The sequence below is a fragment of the Brevibacillus choshinensis genome (assembly GCF_001420695.1).
Taxonomy (GTDB): domain Bacteria; phylum Bacillota; class Bacilli; order Brevibacillales; family Brevibacillaceae; genus Brevibacillus; species Brevibacillus choshinensis.
Genome location: NZ_LJJB01000010.1, coordinates 1,519,298 through 1,536,419 on the forward strand (window position 1 = coordinate 1,519,298; position 17,122 = coordinate 1,536,419).

A 17,122-nucleotide genomic window follows, 5' to 3' on the forward strand; every position below is an offset into this window, starting at 1 on the left:
CGTTCCTCAGTCCTTATTCACTGATGCTACCAGTAGTTGGGACAATGCCTGCTCCAAGTCCCCGATGATATCCTTTGCGTCTTCCAAGCCAGTAGAGAGTCGAATCAGACCATCTGTGATGTTAAATTTGACCCGTTCCTCAGCAGGAATGGAAAAGTGGGTCATCGAGGCAGGATGCTGCACCAGTGTTTCCGGATCTCCTAGACTAAACGATATCATAGCGAGGCGCAGCGCGTTAATGAAAGATTTGGCTGCCTCGTATCCGCCTTTGACCTCGAACGAAACGATTCCCCCCATGCCCTCCATTTGCCGTTTGGCGAGCTCATGCTGCGGATGTGAAGGGAGCCCTGGATAATACACCTTTTCGATGGCAGGATGCTCATCCAAGAACAGCGCAACTGCTTCTGCATTATGGCAGTGCTGCCGGACGCGCAAGCCCAGAGTCTTGAGTCCACGCAGGATCAGAAAGGCGTCCCATGCGTTCAGATTTTGGCCGAGATCACCCATGATGTGCTTGCGCATAAACTGGATGGCTTCCTGCTTCCCTACGATAAACCCGGCAATTACGTCTCCGTGTCCATTCAAGTATTTGGTAGCGCTGTGGACGACTACATCTGCCCCCAGCTCGAGTGGACGCTGCAAATACGGCGTCATAAAGGTGTTGTCTACGATCACAGTGATTCCTCGTGCATGCGCCAAGCGCGACAAAGCTGGGATATCCAGCACAGTCAGACAAGGATTCGATGGTGTCTCGATGTACAGCACCTTGGTTTGGGGCAAAAATGCTCGTTCCACCGCATCCAAATCCGTACAATCCACAAAATCAGCAGAAATGCCGTAGCGAGGAGCCAGTGAAGTGAGAAACTTGTGACTTCCTCCGTAGACATCACGCGTACATACGACATGGTCTCCTAGTTTGAGATAGGCGAGCAATGCTCCTGAGATGGCAGCCATTCCACTGCTTACTCCCAATGCAGCCTCTCCATTCTCCAATGAAGCAATTTTGGTCTCTAATGTCGCGATCGTCGGGTTGCCGTAGCGTCCGTAATAGGTTCCTTCCCGTTCGCCAGCTACGCAAGCAGCCGCTGCATCTGCATCAGGAAAAGCGTAAGCGACTGCGGGAACGACAGCCGAAACGACTGCTCCTGTTTTCTGACATGGCTCTTGTGCTGTATGAATGATGGCAGTATCCATTGCCCATTTGGTGGTTGTCATCTTTTTGTCTCTCCTTTTTTTCTATCTAGTATGCTTCTGGTATAGCAAGGAACGTGCCAAAGACAAAAAATCGCATGGAAACGCCATTTCTTTACAGCCCTGCTTCTCATTTTTCGCAAAGCTGCAAATCTAATTTATTCTTCACAAGAAAAAAGCCGTCAGTTCAACCAACGACTTTTCTCATTATTGCATTCTTGTTTTGCAAAAATGGAAACCACTCCTTATACAAGAGAGCCTCCACCACTTTTTCTGTACTTCAAAATCCCTTCCGCAGCGCGGTAAGAGAGTGCGCCCATCGTTCCAGTAGGATTATAACCACTGTTATGCGCGAAGGCAGACGCTCCCACGACAAACACATTCTCCGCATCCCACATTTGCAGGTAGTTGTTAACGGCTGATGTTTCCGGCGAAGCGCCCATAATCACGCCACCCGTATTATGTGTGGATTGGTATGGGGTAATATCGTAAGGTCCCAGCTTCTTATTGATTTCAATTTTGCTGCTGGCACCCATTTCCTTGACGATTTCCCCACACTTGTCCGCACAATAAGCGGCCAGCTGTCGATCCTGCTCCTCAAAATCATAGGTAATGCGCATAAGAGGATCTCCATATACGTCCTTGTAAGTCGGGTCCAAATCCAGGAAGTGGTGCTTAAACGGCATGGATGCCCCTTGTGCCCCTACCGACAAAAACCGGTTCGCATACTTGATCGATGCTGCCTTAAAATCTTTCCCCCAGCTAGGCGTACCCTCGGGAACTTTGTTGTTGGCGATCGGACGCAGACCCAACTGCGAAAGGCTGATATTCGCGCCATGGATGAAATTTAGATCTTTGTGATCAAAGTTGTCTCCGTTGTAATCGTCCAAGCACATAGCTAGAGAGCCTGCCCCAGCATACAGATTGAATTCCTTGTCATCGAAAAAGCCAACTGCTCCTCCTCGGATGACCTGATAAGCATAATTCTTTCCAATGACACCTTTGCCCGTTGTCGGATCGTACGGACGCCCTAGCTTGGACATGAGCAGCAGTCTTACATTGTTGAAAACATAGCTGGTCAACACAACGATATCTGCTGGCTGTTCGATTTCTTCACCTGTCGTGATATCGGTATACATGACACCTGTCGCCTTTTTCCCATTATGTAAAACGCGTCGAACCTGCGAGTGTGTACGGATCTCAAATTTCCCGGTCTTTTTCGCAACAGGGATGACGGTAACGACCGGATCCGCTTTAGCACCGTATTCACATCCAAACCGCTCACAGTAACCACAATACTGACAAGCTGCCCGGGAGACACCGTCCGGATTGGTGTATGCTTCCGAAAGATTAGCCGATGGCATCATGTAAGGATGTAGGTTCTTCTTTTTGGAAGCCTCTTGGAACATCTTCATACTAGGCGTCATCTTCATCGGCGGTGTTGGATACGGCTGTGAACGCTTGCCTCCCAATGGATTCTCCTCACCAGAAATTCCTGCCATCCGCTCAAATTTGTCGAAGTACGGCTCTAATTGATCGTACGTGATGCCCCAATCCTGAATCGTCATGCCGTCCGGTATTTTCTTTTCTCCATACCGCTCGATGGTCTTGCTGCGGATTTCAAAGTCATACGGTAAGAATCGAAAGGTTTGTCCATTCCAGTGAACACCGGAGCCGCCCAAGCCCGTCCCGAGCAAAAAGGATCCATAAGATCGCATAGGGAGCGCACGCACGCTGTTCTTACTGCGGAAGGTAATCGTTTCTTTAGACAAATCCTGCATCATTTCATAGCGCAAGGCATAACGCAGCTCATCGTGCACCATAAAGTAATCTTCCGTTTTTCTTTCCTTGCCTCGCTCTAATCCGACAACAGTCAAGCCTTGCTTGGTCAACTCAGAGGCAATGACTCCTCCGCCCCAGCCAACCCCTACGATGACCACGTCGACTTTCGGTAATTTTTTGGCCATGTCTTTTAGTCCCCCTTAATGTTGATGATCCCGCAAGCTTAAAGGGGCCATCTTCACGAACTTGTCCTGTTCGATGACTTGGGTATAAGCCATCTGATTACCTGGGTAATTTCGCATCTTCCAGCCATCCATGTTTTTGTTTCCTCCGTACAGCGGATCGGAGTAGACACCTTCAAGCGTGCTAGCACGCAGCATTTTGAAAAAGGCACTGGCAGAAATGGTGGTCAATTTCACTTCGTCCGACTCAAATGCCTTTAACACAGCATCCTGCTGTTCAGGGGGCAATTCATAAAATCTTTTTTTCTGTGTGCTTGTGCTGTAATTGTTCATTTCCTGAATTCCAATATCAAAAATTTCCCGGCGCTTCAGCCTGCCTTGATAGCCTTGGGTCACCTCACCTGGATAAAAAGGACCTTGCATGTAATCGCGGGAGTTGAATCCCCAGTCCCCTGCCAATTGGTGGTCGATGAAATAAGCTGCTCCGAGTGCCTTTGCTCCTGGTCCGATTTCGTCCTCAGGGAAAATTCGCTCGCAGGCAGCATCGACAACCTTGAACTGTTCGGGAGTGAAGTACATTAATGCCTGGTTGAAATCGGCTGCTGGAGCAGGTGTCGCTCCTGGTTGCGTCGGGGCTGGTGCTGGAGTTTTTTTGATCAAGCTGCCTGCTACTCCACCAACAACCAGACCTCCTATCACGAGTCCGGAATTTTTCAGAAAGTTCCTCCGTGATACCGGTTGATCATTACCATTGTTCGTTTGTGCCAACACTACCACCTCCTGATGTCTCTATTCACCTGTTTGTGCATCTTTTCGACAAGATAAACCAATTCTTGCTATATTTTTTCCAACAACCTCCTCAAATACTCAAGGAAGTGTCAGAGCAGGATAAAAGTATGCAAAAAGTATGTAGGAGGGATCGACATGAAACGCTTCGGAAAATGGATGGGTACCGGGGGATTGGGTATCGTTCTCCTTCTAACCGCTTGTAATTATCAGGCTGCGCCACAGCGGCACCCCGCTCGGACACAATCCATGCAACATGCACCGGGGGATATCGTCATTCCTAGCGTAGACAGAGAAAAAAAAGTGACCACGAACGCACACGGGACGACTTCTAACGGAATGGGCACGAATGTCTACAGCAGCATCGGTAGCTCCCACCTCCATAGTGACGGTCCTTCCACTAAGCTCGAAGCTCAATTGAATGCAGCTGGCGTTCATGGCATTCAGGCACTGGTTCTCAAAGATGCTGTTGTCATCTGCCCCGCTACGACAAGAAGCCAATCGGTCAACCAAATGGATCCGATGCAATCCCATCTCCTCAGCAATTTCACGGGTAGTTCAGCCCGTGGGAATGAGCATACAACACCAGGAACAGCTGGTACACGGGGGCGAAGTGATCTCAACACGACTTTGACACAAGCTCGTGCTCACATTCAAAAGCTGTATGGTAAGAATACCCGTGTACTGACTGTCACTTCTAAACCAGGAATCGATGCATTCGAGCAGGTGAAAAACCACATGCGCGAAACCGGGCAAGGTGCGAATGCGCCAGCGATTCAAAAACTCATGCGCGAAGCGAAATGATAGTCGTTTCCATACAAAAAGGGACAAGCATCGCGCTTGTCCCTTAGTTTCTTGTAAAAGCCATGATTTTTCTCACTGTTTCCTTTGGATGTGTCACCATCAACAAATGAAGGGCCCCCGGAATCGAATGAATCTCAGCTTGTGTTACGATTCGTTTATAAGAATCGACCGCTTCTCGGTAAAAGGCACGCTGTTCATCGTCAGGTAAGTGACTTGGGTCTGCGAGCAATAAAAGAACCGGGCAGGATACTGACTGGAACAACCCCTGCTTATCGAAAGTCGCATAGGCACGGAAATAGGCAGTAAATGCTTCTCTCGACAAGCGGTATCCAAAGTAGCCACCGTTCTTTTGTTCCAGCTCGGTCGCCATCCACCCTTTAGGCAGATTTCCATCTCCGTATCTGTCAGCAAATTGTCGCTCTGCCTCCTCCACTGTCGGAAACCTCGTTGCACTCAATCGCTGTACGACACTGGGCAAATCGAATCCAGGCATCTCCGTTAACTGGTAAAAGCCTCCGTCCAGCAGGATGAGCCGGGCGATGCGCTTTGGCTCCCGGACAGCCAGCATTTGTGCAGGCACAGCGGAAAACGACGCAGCTACTACGGTCACCTGATCCAGAGCTTCAGCATCCAGCAATCCGATCAGATCGTTCACGATGTCTTCAAAGGAAAACACAGTCGTCTCGGTAGACTGACCATGCCCCCGTAGATCGACGGCTACCACCCGGTAATGCTGGGCCAATGTCGGAATGATACCAGCAAACAGCATTTTCGTATTGCGGATCGCATGTAACAGTAGCAGGACGGGGGCATCAGAATGACCAGCTAGCCCATACTCCATGGCAACTCCGTCTTTCTCACTTGTTTGGATAGATGAAAATATCGGAACGTTCATTAGTCCTTCTCCTCGACTATTCCTCGAATTTCATGCGGTCCAGTCTTGTCTGCTTTACTTTCACCAAATATAGCAGGTAAACCAGGCCCACGAAGGTCCACATTAGACCAAGAATCATAGACTTGATATCCAGGTTGACCCACAGAAAACCGACAAACGCGGCACCAATCAAAGGAGATAGGAGGTACCTCCACCAGTCTGCAACCCGCAATCGTTTTTGGCGCCACGCATAATGGGCAATGACACTGATATTAACAAAGCTAAAAGCGATCAAAGCCCCGAAGTTGATAAAGGACGTAGCTGTCAGCAGGTCCAAAAACAGCGCCGCCATCATCAGGAGGCCCACTAATAAGACGTTGTATAACGGTGTTTTCAGGCGAGGGTGAATATATCCGAACCATTTCCTCGGCAAGTATCCGTCCCGTCCCATCGCATACAGGAGACGCGTCACACTGGTAACAGAAACGAGGCCCGAAGCCAATGTGGACGATAAAGCGGCTGCCAGAAACACGAGTTGGAAGATCGTGCCCCCGATGGATAGAGCTATTTCTGCCGACGCCGCTTCCGGGTCAGAAAAGACCGAAGCATCTGGAAAGAGCGACTGCGAGAAGTAAGAAGCTGTGATAAACAACGCTCCTCCTCCCAGAGCGACGAGCAGGATGCCACGGGGAATCGTCTTTTTCGCGTCGACCGTTTCTTCTGTCAGCGTAGTCACGGCATCAAAACCGAGGAAAGAAAAACAAAGAATCGACGCTCCTGAGAGCAATGCTGCAAAAGACATGTCAGGCGAGAAAAACGGACGCGAGGTAAATACCTGCTCGAACCCGCCACCATGCATCAACCCCCGAATCGCCAATCCCGCAAAAACCACCACCACGGATATTTGAAACAGTACGAGGAAGGAATTCACCGATGCCGTCACGGTTACCCGGAATACATTGAGTAAGGTTATTAAAAGAATAAAGCCCACAATCCACCAATGTGTAGGAACATCAGGAAACACGGAGGACAGATACACACCCGTCAACAGCGCATTAATCATCGGTAAAAATAAATAGTCCAACAAGGAGGCCCATCCGACCAGAAAGCCTGCATACGGATGAATCGTCTCCTGCGTATAAGTGTAGGCCGTCCCTGCCGAAGGAAAGACCCTCACCATCTTCCCGTAGCTCGCTGCGGTAAATAGGATAGCCAGAAGAGTGACCGCATAAGCTGCAGGAACATGCCCCCCAGTCTCTTGGGCCACAATGCCAAACGTATCAAAAACAGCCATCGGCGCCATATAGCCGAGGCCGATCACTACGATATGCCATAATTTCAAGCTGCGGTGAAGCTCTGTTTTTCCGTTCACTACCTGTCCCCCTTTATTCACAATATGAATAATTATACCTACTATCCAGAAAATATCTAGAATAGAAAACTTTGCTTCTCCATACTTCAGCTCAGAATGCGCCTCCGATGCGCTTGGACTTTCCGGAAGTAAAAAGAAAAAACGCTGTCAGACACAGTTTCCTATGCCAACAGCGTTTTGGTATTCGTTTCTTCCGTTATCCTTTTGGCAGTTCAAACGAGCTCTTCAACGATACGATACGGTTGAAGACAAGCTTTTCATCGTTCGTATGCTTTGGATCGACGTTGAAATAACCATGACGGAAGAATTGATATTTATCTTGAGGCTGCGTGTCCTTCATGTTTGGTTCTACAAAGCCGTTTTGCACTTCGAGCGAATTTGGATTGATGTTGTCCAAGAACGTCCCTTCGTTATCCTCTTCATCGAGAATCAAAGGCTCGTACAGGCGGAATTCAGCAGGAACGGATTGGGTCGCTTCTACCCAGTGAATCGTTCCTTTTACTTTCCGTCCAGTAAAACCGCTACCGCTCTTGGTTTCCGGATCATACGTGCAGTGCAGCTCAATGACGTTGCCATCGGCGTCTTTGATCACGTCATTGCATTTAATGAAGTAAGCGTGTTTCAGACGCACTTCGTTCCCAGGGAAGAGTCGGAAGTACTTGCTTGGCGGATTTTCCATGAAGTCGTCTTGCTCGATGTAGATCTCCCGGGAAAACGGGATTTGTCTGTTGCCCATCTCTTCATTTTCCGGGTTGTTTTCCGCATCCAGCATTTCCACTTGGCCTTCCGGATAGTTCGTGATGACCACCTTCAACGGATTCAAGACAGCCATCGTGCGAGGCGCCTTTAATTTCAGGTCTTCCCGGATAAAGTGCTCCAGCATTTTTTCATCGACCGTGCTGTTGCTGCGAGCTACCCCTACTTCACGAGCGAAGGTACGGATTGCTTCAGGAGTAAAGCCGCGACGACGGAACCCTGCAATGGTCGGCATGCGAGGATCGTCCCAGCCATCCACAATATTTTCGTCTACGAGCTGCTTCAGCTTTCGCTTACTCATGACGGTATTAGTCAAATTTAGACGAGCGAATTCGTACTGACGCGGAACATGGTTCATCTCGCACTCGGCGACGACCCAATCGTACAGAGGACGATGGTCTTCAAACTCCAATGAACAGAGTGAGTGCGTTACACCTTCGATCGCATCCTCCAGCGGATGAGCAAAGTCGTACATCGGATAGATGCACCATTGATCTCCCGTGTTGTGATGGGATGCATGGGAAATACGATAGAGAACCGGATCACGCATGTTGAAGTTCGGAGAGGTCATGTCGATTTTGGCACGAAGCACTTTCTCTCCGTCCTTGAACTCACCTTTGCGCATCCGTGCAAACAGATCGAGGTTTTCCTCCACAGAACGGTTGCGGAATGGACTGTCCACACCTGGCTCCGTCAATGTACCGCGGTACTTACGCATGTCTTCAGCAGAAAGATCGTCTACGTACGCTTTCCCTTTTTGAATGAGGAGTACAGCGCGGTTGTACATCTCCTCAAAGTAATCGGAAGCGAAGAACAGCCCGTCCCAATCAAAGCCAAGCCATTTCACGTCTTCTTTAATCGCGTTTACGTACTCCATGTCTTCCTTAAGCGGATTGGTATCATCAAAACGCAAGTGGGCTTTCCCAGAAAACTCGTGTGCCAATTCAAAGTTCAGGCAGATCGCTTTTGCATGTCCAATATGAAGATACCCGTTCGGTTCCGGGGGAAATCGGGTAATAACTTCTTTTACTTTGCCTTCTTGCAAGTCATCGATCACAATATTGCGGATAAAGTTAGATGACGCTACCTTGTTTTCCAATGAAATCAACCTTTCACTTCACCTTTACATTCCATAATACTGATTCTCCCTCCAGAGTTCAACAAAATCGGGCCGTAGTGGTCCGGCCCGCTGATGTCTCTCACCCTACCTATTTTCTCGACGGTGGCCGGTAATAGAGCTGAATCACAGAGTCGAGAGGGATGTGGTGCTCCAGAATGGCGTGCAACTTTTTCTGATGCTCGGGGCGAATCAGATGCTTCAACGGCTGTTCGACGTGATTGAAATGCTCGAATGCTCCCGCCGCAATTTCATCCCATTGTCGATAGTAGCGCAGGAGATCGTCTGGCATCACCCGAGAGCGATTCGTGCCTTCCTCCGGGAAACAATCCAAGGGTTCATCCAAGTTTAAAGTTCCGTAATCATCTGTCAGTTCTTCACCCGGTTGAATATCTCTTGCTGCCAGCTCCATATCGTACATCGTCGCTACACAAGTCGCATGGAAGCTATGATTCACATACCGGGATTTATCCCAACAAAGGATGTACTTGCCGAACTGGTTTTTAAACGAATACTTTTGCACGTCCTGTTTTCGTAATGGATCCAGTGTTTCCACGAAAGCAGGATCCAATACCTGATCCAGGTCATCCATGACCCACACAATCGTCCCTTTGGGAATGCATTTGGTCGCAAACACACCGTACCCGATTTGATCGTTGATGAAGCGTAATTCCGTATCGGGATGCATCATGGTCCTGTTTCACTCCTTGGCGAAGCCGCCTTTTTCTTATCATAAGCAGTTCGCCGAAAGGAGGTTACGATTGTCTGTAAAAAACCAAGCAAATTACCTGACATTTAGCTGGACACAAGAATTCCATACATTTTTTACCAAAATGCCTTTTCCCTCCTCTATGATAGAAAGAGGAACACTCAGATTTGGCCCGATGCTGACTTCCCTACTTTTCTATCGGAGGTTGATACGCATGACCGTTGTTTCTTCACTTGAGAGCCCATTTTTCACGGTTGATTTCATTGCAGACGGTATTTACGCAGCCATCGCAAAACCGGGGACTGGCGCCATGGCGAATGCAGGCATCATCGATCTCGGAGATCGAACCCTCGTTTTTGACACCACCATGTACACCCCGCAAGCAGGGCAGGCCTTGCACAATACCGCCGTCCAGCTTTTCGATCGTCCTGTCTCCCTCGTCATCAACTCTCACTTCCACTTGGATCATGTAGGCGGCAACCAATCGTTCCCGAATGCGGTGATGATTTCTACGGATCAGACGCGCACTCTGATGCTGGAGCGCACTCAGCAGTTCCTTTCCTTTGCCCTAGCCCATCCCGAATATCCGGAATCGGTCAAAGCATCACTCGAACAGGAGACAGATGAGCGTAGGCGGCAAGAGCTGTCCATCCAGCTCGGAGACCTCCTCGCCATGGATGCCGCTCTTCTCACACTCGTCCCGTCACCAGCTACGATCTCGTACGATGGCTCTCTCACTTTGCATGGCAGCAAGAGGACCGCTGTACTGAGCGCCATGGGTAATGGACACAGTCCTTGTGACGCCGTCCTGTATTTGCCGGGAGAAGAGGTCCTGTTCGCGGCCGATCTGCTTTTTGTACATAGTCATCCTAGCGTACAGAGCGGTAACGTCAGCGAATGGATACACATATTGGATCGACTGGGCCAAGAAGCGTTTCATACGGTAGTTCCCGGTCATGGCCCCGTAGCAGATAAACAGGCTTTGCAAAGCTTGCAGACTTATTTGACGGAGCTTCTTGCCCAAGCTCGCCTGCTAAGTGAACAACAAGATCCGCTCGAAGCTGCCTCCTGTACCCCCATCCCAGATGCATACCAGACTTGGACCCTGGACAGCTTGTACGAGCGTAATCTGAAGCATCTCCTGCATCAGCTACAATCAAATGAGTAAGCGATAACTGTCAACACCAACACGAAAAACCGCCCGAAGCATTCGCCCAGGCGGCTTTTTTCGTTCAAACCTCTACACAAACTCGAGCATACGATCTGGGTGATTCGTACAAATTTGCACGTCGGGGTGCCAGGACATGACCGTACGAATGTGCTCGGGATCATCCAAGGTCCACGCGACCACCTTGTACCCTCGCTCGATCGCTTCGACAGTCAACTCACGAGTCAAGTACGGATACCCCATGGAAAGGATATTCGATCCTGACGCCTCCAACTGTTCCATCATCAGCACTGGACGTCCGCAGACGATCAAGCCTGTTAGAACAGTGGCATCTAGCTGTCGAACATGGCGAATCAACTCGTGGTCAAAGGACGTGATGTAGGCTTCTTGTTTCATATCGTGCTGTTCCAAAAGCTCCAATACCTTTTCCGCGATACCCGGATACATATCACTCGTCGCTTTCAGCTCGATATTCAGCGTGCAACGGCCTTTGACTGCTCGCAATACCTCATCCAGCGTCGGGATACGCTCCCCTGCAAACTTCTCGTCCAACCAGCTGCCTGCGTCCAGTACACGCAGTTCTTGCAGCGTATGATCCTTGACGAGTCCTTTCCCATTCGTGGTGCGTCCCAGCGTAAAATCGTGGATGAGCACAGGAACTCCATCGCGAGACAGCTGCACATCAATTTCCATCGCCTGAATCGCAGGCTCTGCGAGTGCAAGTCGAATCGCCGTCATCGTGTTTTCCGGTGCCTTACCCGACCAGCCGCGATGTGCCATGCAAATGTTCATGTTGCCTCCCCCTTTGCCCATTGTATTCCTCTTATTTTTTCAACAGTTTGCTTCCTTTGTCTGTCGCTGCTTGCAGTGCTTCATCTACGCTTGCTTGGCCGAGCATCGAACGTTGCAATTCTTTTTGGATGATATCCTGCAATTCTTTGTAGCCAGGAGCCATTGGGCGCGGATAACCGTATTGCAGTTGATCTACTGCGACTTTAAAGTTCGGTTGTTTTTCATAGAAAGCCTTCATTTCAGGTGAATCAACTGCTGCTGTAGTCACAGGCATGTAACCGGAAGCGATGGACCAAGGAACAGTTTGCTCAGTGTCGGTCATCCACTTCATAAATTCCCAAGATGCTTTTTTCTCTGCATCAGTCGACTTCGAAAGCATGACGAGATTCGCACCGCCTGTTGGTGTACCGAAGTTCTTGTTGGCCGGCAGGAATGCAGCACCCATGTCAAACTTGGCATTTTTATTCAATTCCGTCAAGGAACCTGTCGTGGTGAAAATCATGCCTACTTTTTGATTCAGGAAGTCTTGTTCCGTTACATCCCATGCGTTGTAGTTTTCACCTGGAGGGTTTTTCATGAGTCCTTCTTTCACCATTTTGGACCAGAGCTCAAGTGGTGCCTTGCCCGCTTCGTTGTTGATGGTCAGCTCCTTGCCATCCTCACTCAGGATGCTACCTCCGCCTTGGAAAACGAGTGCTTCGTAGAACCAGATATCAACAGGCGTAGAGAAGCCGTACCGGGTAATCTTGTCGCCTTCTTTTTTGCTCAGCTTTTGAGAGAAGCTGACCAGTTCATCCCACGATTTCGGACCGTTTGGATCAAGCCCTGCTTCTTTTAGCATGTCACGGTTGATGTACAGCAGTGGAGTGGAACGGTTAAACGGCACAGCGTACAATTTGTCTTTCCAGTAGGAGTTTTTCATAAGGCCCGGAATGTACTTCTTTTCATCGCCTTGGGAGTATGGCGTCAAATCTTCCAATACCTTTGCATCAGCGAATGCAGCGATGGAGGCGATTTCCACCATGGTGACATCCGGGTTGTTTCCAGCTGCAACAGATGCCAGCACTTTGGAGTGATTCTCTTGATACGCTCCTTGGTAAGACGGTTTTACGATAATATCCTTATGCGTTTCATTGAACTGTTTGACCATTTCTTCAATCTTTTTCCCACGAACGCCACCTAGTGCATACCAGAAGTCAATAGTGACAGGTCCGCTATTAGTCGTTGTCGCAGCAGGCGCAGAAGAGCTGCTTGTTCCTGCCGATTGTTCTTTCGGTGTCGATCCACAACCAGCCAAAACTCCTGATAAACCAATAGCCAAAGCACAAAGAATGGTTCCTGTCTTTTTCATTGAAAGCATAATGTAGTGTCCTCCCACAAAATCATGTTTTATTTGGATTGGTAGACAAACGCTTTGATGATATGGCGCTGGGCCACGAAGAAAACCACGAGAATCGGCAGAATGAGAATCATATTGCCCGCCATCATGACGTTCCACAAGGTCCCTCCGTCTGACATGTGAAGACTGGAAATCCCAATGGGCAACGTACGCACTTCGTCGCTGTTGGTCATGATCAGCGGCCAGAAATAATCGTTCCAGTGATAGATGAAGCTGAATAGTCCAAAGGTGACCAGAACCGGCTTTGCCATCGGTACCATGATCGTCCACATGATTTTCCACTCGGATGCATCATCCAGACGCGCTGCCTCAATCACTTCATCTGGCACTTGCATGAATGCTTGCCGCAACAGAAAGATTCCAAATGCACTGGCAGCGTAAGGCAGGATGAGCGACCACAGCGTGTTGACCAGTCCCCAGCCACTCAATTGCACGTAAATCGGTAAAAAAATCACCTGTCCAGGAATCATCAAGACAATCAGCACGAGACCAAACAAGAGATTGCGGCCGGGAAACTTGTATCGGGCAAAAGCGTATGCCGCAGGTACCGCGGTTAAGAATTGCAGGACCAAAATACCGACCGCCACCAAGATGCTGTTCCACGTATAAGTGAGGAACGGGCCTGATTGCCATGCATGCGCAAAGTTGCTCAAATCCCATGTCTCGGGAAAAAGTGTCGGCGGAAATTGCCGGACCTCAGACATCGTCTTGAAGGCGGTGGACGCCATCCACAAAAAGGGAAATACAAACAGGAAACCGACAATCAAAAGTCCAATCCATTCCACTGTCTTGAGTGAAGTCGCACCCACTCGATTCATGCTCTTCCTCCTTTCTCGTTCATGCTTATCACCGATAGTGAACACGCTTGGACATTACCAAGAAATGCACGGCTGTCAAAATACCTACGAGAATCAACAGAATCACGGAAGCAGCAGAAGCAAGACCGCCATTATAAAAATCCATTCCCTGCTGATAAATGTAATAGACGAGCATGTTCGTACTGTTGATCGGTCCGCCCTGTGTCATGATGGCGATCGTATCAAATGCTTGAAACGATGAGATCGTATTGATAATAAGCAAGAAGAAAATCGTCGGCGAAAGCATTGGTACTGTAATGCGCGTGAGTGTTCGCCACCATGGCGACCGATCGAGCGCAGCTGCTTCGTAAATATCCCCTGGAATGCTTTGCAGCCCTGCGATAAAAATCAGTGTATTGTAACCGACACCTTTCCAGATGCTGACGATGATGAGGGAAAGAAGCGAGCTCTTCGGATCTGTCAGCCAGGTATACGCAGGCAGTCCCACTGCTTCCAGTGCTGCATTTAATAGCCCGAACTGAGGATCCATCAGCCACATCCACAGCATCGAGACGGAGACTAGCGAGATGATGTGAGGACTAAACACGGTCGCTTGAATAATTCCATATACCTTGGCCTTGCGATTCAGCCACAAAGCAAGCAAAAACGAGATCGTCAAGCCCAAGCCTACCGTCGCGACAGTAAAAACGGCGGTATTTGCCAGCACCTCTTGGAAATCTTTGTCCACCATCAGATCGCTGTAGTTTTGCAGCCCTACCCATTCCATTTCTTCCAGATTGATCAACGACCAGTCTTGAAAGCTCAAATAGATAATGGAGCCGATCGGGTAAAAGAAGAACAGAAGGAAACATACCATCGCGGGCGCCAAGTATAGATACGGGCGAAGTCGCGACGCGAGATCTAGCCATGTTGACGGCGTCGCACCTACTTCTGTTTTCACCTGGCTGGCACCCGGCAACGCTTGAGCAGTTGCCGCCTTTCGCATCAGATCACCCCTCCCGTTAGGGTCGACACATGCTCCCGTCCATTCAGACGGCCTACTCGTTTTCCGCTGATACGGTCAAAGACATACATGTGTGGCCATTCCACAGTGACTGTGACAGAAGGACCAACCTGCCCCGCCAGTTCAGTATCTGCCTTGACGATGATTTTTCCTTTTTCCGTTTCTACATGGAACAGCGTTTCCGAACCAAGTATTTCCCGGGAGACGACCTGACCACGTGCTACCCACATATCTTGGGCCGCTGCTGGTGAGACGGAAGCAGACAACAAAGTTGCTTTTTCCGGTCGGAATCCCCATAGCTGCTCATTCTTTCCTTCTGCTGGTACGATGTTCATCGGTGGAGAACCGATAAACTGGGCCACAAAGAGATTTTCCGGCTCCTGATACAAGTCCATCGGGGCTGCTACCTGCATAATGTCTCCGTCACTCATGACGACAATCTGATCGCCCATCGTCATCGCTTCCACCTGATCGTGCGTCACATAAATGAACGTGCTGCCCAACTGTTTATGTAAGCTAGTTAGCTCTACTCGCATTTGATTACGCAGCTTGGCATCGAGATTAGAAAGCGGTTCGTCCATCAAAAATACTTTTGGTTTTTTCACCATCGCACGCGCCAATGCCACACGTTGCCGCTGACCACCCGAGAGCTGGGATGGCTTGCGCTTGAGGTACGGCGTCAATCCGACGATCTCCGAGATTTCCTCTACAAGCACCTTGCATTCTTTTTTCGATGTCCCTCGGTTGCGCAGTCCGTACGCGATGTTGTCGTATACGTTCATCGTTGGATACAGGGCGTAGTTCTGAAACACCATCGCTACGTCTCGTTTTCCCGGCGGCAGCTGATTGACTGTTTGATCCCCGATCAAGATCTCTCCACTCGTCGCACTCTCCAGTCCCGCGATCATCCGTAGTGTCGTAGATTTCCCGCACCCCGATGGCCCTACCAGAACCGTGAACGATCCATCGGGAATCATGAGGTCAATTCCTTTTACCACTTGCTGATTCTGAAACGTTTTGGTGATCTGGTTCAACACCACTCGTGCCATCTGTATCAGCTCCCTCCCTGGATTTTTACAGTCAGCATTTCAGCGACAAATGCTTGGAAATCAGCAAAGCGAAAATCAGGAATCGCATATTGCCACTCTTCTTTTCCATACCATTCCAGCACGACGGACGATACTCCGGCCCCTACAGCTGCCAGCACATCATAACGACTGTCTCCAATCATCATCGCTTGCTCCGGGCTTCTTCCCAGCTCATCCAGCGCCTTTTGGACAGGCTCAGCTGATGGCTTGCCCCGCGACACATCATCTACGGTGACAATCGCAGCAAACAGATGATCAATTCCTGCCAGCTCCAGTCCAGCCATCGCAAATTCTCGTTGCTTGTTGGTGACGATCGCCAGTTCAAATCCGGCTGCCTGCAGTTTCTCCAACCCTTCGCGAACAAAAGGAAAGAGCTTCACGTGCTGCTCGTGATTTTCTCGTACGTAGGCAAAGTATCGATCAAGTACTTCCTTTTTGTCAGGCACACCAGCCGAAGCTGCGACTGCCGCGAGAAAGTCATCAAACGATTCACCAAAGCGTGCGAGCAGCTCCTCTCGGCTAAAATGACCGGGTGCGTATTGTTCCGCAGTAAAGGCAACCGCATCGACAACCGCGTCTCGACTATCCAAGAGGGTACCATCTAGATCAAACAACAGAGCTTGAATCATGTACAAAACACTCCTTCCACAATGTGGGACTACCTACAGAGACCGCTGTCGCTCCATGCTGCAGTACTTGCTCCATCTGCTCCCGCTTGCGGATCAGACCACCCGCAATAATCGGGGTATCCAGCACGCTTCTGTACTCTTCGAGGAATTCAGGCAACAAGCCCGGCATCAGCTCCACCGCATCCGGCTGTGTTTCCTGGATGGACTGCAACCCCGATTTCAGTGCGTCGCTGTCCACCAAAAAATGTCGTTGTATCGTCAGCAGACCTTGTTTTTTTGCCAGTTTGATCAATGTGTTTCGCGTCGTCACAATCCCGTCAGGCTTGACGTAGTGGGAAAGAAAAGCAATACCTTCCCGGTCATAGCTGATTCCGCCGACCCGCTCCAAATGAATGAACACCGGAATTTCACGGTTTTTGAAGAAATCCACGTACCCTTTAATCACGCCGATGTTTCCGATCGAAAGGACGACCGCACTCAGGTTTGCCTCCGCTGCCTTTTCCAAATACTTCGCCTCTTTGACGGAAGCGATGAGCTTGTACTGGCCCAGCCTCGCGAGGAATTCCGCTTGATTCATTTCCATGACCTCCTTTGCGCATAGCAAAAAACCCTGCGACACAACAATGCCAAAGAACTCTCGAAGAAAGTGCTT

The 17,122-nt window shown here is 49.5% G+C and carries 16 protein-coding genes; 2 read left to right on the forward strand and 14 right to left on the reverse strand.

Going from position 1 to position 17,122, the window contains the following annotated elements:
- Positions 1-6: 6 nt before the first annotated feature.
- The 3 genes from AN963_RS17275 to AN963_RS17285 form a co-directional block, all read right to left on the reverse strand.
- Positions 7-1,215 (reverse strand): trans-sulfuration enzyme family protein, encoded by a 1,209-nt coding sequence (locus AN963_RS17275; RefSeq protein WP_055745772.1) that lies wholly within the window; start codon positions 1,213-1,215, stop codon positions 7-9.
- 221 nt (positions 1,216-1,436) lie between these two features.
- Positions 1,437-3,158: a GMC family oxidoreductase gene (locus AN963_RS17280; protein ID WP_055745773.1), complete on the reverse strand. Its 1,722-nt coding sequence runs from the start codon at positions 3,156-3,158 to the stop codon at positions 1,437-1,439.
- A gap of 15 nt (positions 3,159-3,173) precedes the next feature.
- Positions 3,174-3,932, reverse strand: coding sequence for a gluconate 2-dehydrogenase subunit 3 family protein (locus tag AN963_RS17285; RefSeq protein ID WP_407922548.1), 759 nt, complete (start codon positions 3,930-3,932; stop codon positions 3,174-3,176).
- 147 nt (positions 3,933-4,079) lie between these two features.
- Here AN963_RS17285 and AN963_RS17290 point away from each other — a divergent pair, with 147 nt between their 5' ends.
- The gene (locus tag AN963_RS17290) at positions 4,080-4,745 is read left to right on the forward strand and encodes a hypothetical protein (protein WP_055745775.1); all 666 of its coding nucleotides are present in this window, start codon (positions 4,080-4,082) and stop codon (positions 4,743-4,745) included.
- A 43-nt stretch (positions 4,746-4,788) separates the two neighbouring features.
- On the opposite strand, the gene AN963_RS17295 is transcribed toward AN963_RS17290, so the two are convergent.
- From AN963_RS17295 to AN963_RS17310, 4 genes are all read right to left on the reverse strand, one after another.
- A complete protein-coding gene (locus AN963_RS17295) occupies positions 4,789-5,640 on the reverse strand; it encodes an alpha/beta fold hydrolase (RefSeq protein WP_055745776.1) in 852 nt (283 codons plus the stop codon).
- A gap of 16 nt (positions 5,641-5,656) precedes the next feature.
- Entirely contained in the window at positions 5,657-6,991 is a 1,335-nt protein-coding gene (locus AN963_RS17300; RefSeq protein ID WP_055745777.1) for an APC family permease, read from the reverse strand.
- 196 nt (positions 6,992-7,187) lie between these two features.
- The gene (locus tag AN963_RS17305) at positions 7,188-8,855 is read right to left on the reverse strand and encodes a glutamine--tRNA ligase/YqeY domain fusion protein (RefSeq protein WP_055745778.1); all 1,668 of its coding nucleotides are present in this window, start codon (positions 8,853-8,855) and stop codon (positions 7,188-7,190) included.
- A 100-nt stretch (positions 8,856-8,955) separates the two neighbouring features.
- A complete protein-coding gene (locus AN963_RS17310; RefSeq protein WP_055745779.1) occupies positions 8,956-9,555 on the reverse strand; it encodes an SET domain-containing protein in 600 nt (199 codons plus the stop codon).
- A 232-nt stretch (positions 9,556-9,787) separates the two neighbouring features.
- On the opposite strand from AN963_RS17310, the gene AN963_RS17315 reads away from it, so the two are divergent.
- Positions 9,788-10,741, forward strand: coding sequence for an MBL fold metallo-hydrolase (locus AN963_RS17315; protein ID WP_161827292.1), 954 nt, complete (start codon positions 9,788-9,790; stop codon positions 10,739-10,741).
- A 72-nt stretch (positions 10,742-10,813) separates the two neighbouring features.
- Here the strand turns inward: AN963_RS17315 and AN963_RS17320 are convergent, their stop codons facing one another.
- From AN963_RS17320 to AN963_RS17350, 7 genes are read right to left on the reverse strand one after another with little or no spacing between them, the layout of a single operon-like run.
- Positions 10,814-11,533: a glycerophosphodiester phosphodiesterase gene (locus tag AN963_RS17320; RefSeq protein WP_055746349.1), complete on the reverse strand. Its 720-nt coding sequence runs from the start codon at positions 11,531-11,533 to the stop codon at positions 10,814-10,816.
- A 31-nt stretch (positions 11,534-11,564) separates the two neighbouring features.
- On the reverse strand, positions 11,565-12,893 hold the full coding sequence (locus AN963_RS17325) for an ABC transporter substrate-binding protein (protein WP_055745781.1): 1,329 nt from the start codon (positions 12,891-12,893) through the stop codon (positions 11,565-11,567).
- Between the two features lie 29 nt (positions 12,894-12,922).
- Positions 12,923-13,750, reverse strand: coding sequence for a carbohydrate ABC transporter permease (locus tag AN963_RS17330; RefSeq protein ID WP_055745782.1), 828 nt, complete (start codon positions 13,748-13,750; stop codon positions 12,923-12,925).
- Between the two features lie 28 nt (positions 13,751-13,778).
- Positions 13,779-14,735: a carbohydrate ABC transporter permease gene (locus AN963_RS17335; protein WP_055745783.1), complete on the reverse strand. Its 957-nt coding sequence runs from the start codon at positions 14,733-14,735 to the stop codon at positions 13,779-13,781.
- Positions 14,735-15,802, reverse strand: coding sequence for an ABC transporter ATP-binding protein (locus AN963_RS17340; RefSeq protein ID WP_055745784.1), 1,068 nt, complete (start codon positions 15,800-15,802; stop codon positions 14,735-14,737). Before AN963_RS17340 ends, AN963_RS17335 begins: the two co-directional genes overlap by 1 nt.
- Before the next feature lie 5 nt (positions 15,803-15,807).
- Positions 15,808-16,470: an HAD family hydrolase gene (locus AN963_RS17345; protein ID WP_055745785.1), complete on the reverse strand. Its 663-nt coding sequence runs from the start codon at positions 16,468-16,470 to the stop codon at positions 15,808-15,810.
- A complete protein-coding gene (locus AN963_RS17350; protein ID WP_055745786.1) occupies positions 16,448-17,047 on the reverse strand; it encodes a glycerol-3-phosphate responsive antiterminator in 600 nt (199 codons plus the stop codon). The genes AN963_RS17345 and AN963_RS17350 overlap by 23 nt, the downstream gene beginning before the upstream one ends.
- Between the last annotated feature and the right edge of the window lie 75 nt (positions 17,048-17,122).

Coding starts and splice junctions, on each gene's coding strand:
- AN963_RS17275 (WP_055745772.1), bottom strand. CDS start 1,215: ATGACAACCACCAAATGGGCAATGGATACTGCCATCATTCATACAGCA.
- AN963_RS17280 (WP_055745773.1), bottom strand. CDS start 3,158: ATGGCCAAAAAATTACCGAAAGTCGACGTGGTCATCGTAGGGGTTGGC.
- AN963_RS17290 (WP_055745775.1), top strand. CDS start 4,080: ATGAAACGCTTCGGAAAATGGATGGGTACCGGGGGATTGGGTATCGTT.
- AN963_RS17295 (WP_055745776.1), bottom strand. CDS start 5,640: ATGAACGTTCCGATATTTTCATCTATCCAAACAAGTGAGAAAGACGGA.
- AN963_RS17310 (WP_055745779.1), bottom strand. CDS start 9,555: ATGATGCATCCCGATACGGAATTACGCTTCATCAACGATCAAATCGGG.
- AN963_RS17315 (WP_161827292.1), top strand. CDS start 9,788: ATGACCGTTGTTTCTTCACTTGAGAGCCCATTTTTCACGGTTGATTTC.
- AN963_RS17320 (WP_055746349.1), bottom strand. CDS start 11,533: ATGAACATTTGCATGGCACATCGCGGCTGGTCGGGTAAGGCACCGGAA.
- AN963_RS17325 (WP_055745781.1), bottom strand. CDS start 12,893: ATGCTTTCAATGAAAAAGACAGGAACCATTCTTTGTGCTTTGGCTATT.
- AN963_RS17330 (WP_055745782.1), bottom strand. CDS start 13,750: ATGAATCGAGTGGGTGCGACTTCACTCAAGACAGTGGAATGGATTGGA.
- AN963_RS17335 (WP_055745783.1), bottom strand. CDS start 14,735: ATGCGAAAGGCGGCAACTGCTCAAGCGTTGCCGGGTGCCAGCCAGGTG.
- AN963_RS17340 (WP_055745784.1), bottom strand. CDS start 15,802: ATGGCACGAGTGGTGTTGAACCAGATCACCAAAACGTTTCAGAATCAG.
- AN963_RS17345 (WP_055745785.1), bottom strand. CDS start 16,470: ATGATTCAAGCTCTGTTGTTTGATCTAGATGGTACCCTCTTGGATAGT.
- AN963_RS17350 (WP_055745786.1), bottom strand. CDS start 17,047: ATGAATCAAGCGGAATTCCTCGCGAGGCTGGGCCAGTACAAGCTCATC.